Raw genomic sequence first — 569 nt, forward strand, 5'->3', positions numbered from 1 at the left:
CTATTTCTCCCATTTCAATTCGGAACCCCCGAATTTTGACTTGATGGTCTGCACGGCCGATATAATCAAGCGACCCGTCTTCGCGCCAGCGCACGATGTCGCCTGTCCGGTACATCCGCGATCCAGGCGGCCCGTATGGATTCGCAATAAAGCGCTCAGCCGTGAGAGCATGTCGGTTCAAGTAGCCGCGCGCTACCCCTGTTCCTGCCACATAAAGTTCTCCAGCCGTTCCCGGAGGCACTGGCTGTAATCCGGCGTCCAGGACATAAAGCTGCGTATTCCAAATCGCACAGCCGATTCCCGGAGGTTCCGTACAGTTGCCTTCCAGCGCAGCGGCTGTAGACCAAATCGTTGTTTCCGTCGGTCCATAAAGGTTCGTTAAAGAACACGCGAGCTGCTGCAATTGCCGGGCCAGGCTGGATTGCAAAGCTTCGCCGCCGACAAGCGCACGAAGACCTTTGAGCTTGTCCGGGGCGCTCGAGGCCAATGCATGCCAGAGGGTCGGTGTAGCCTGCATTATTGTAATTTCGTATGTTTCAATCATTTTGGCCAATTCGGACGGATCTTGT

General features: G+C 55.4%; 1 protein-coding gene. It reads right to left on the reverse strand.

Annotated elements, in window-relative coordinates; translation table 11 throughout:
- Positions 1-569: AMP-binding protein (locus ACWHAR_RS30370; RefSeq protein WP_452088845.1), on the reverse strand; the 569-nt coding region annotated here is incomplete at both ends.

This window comes from Bacillus sp. LR--39, assembly GCF_053613335.1.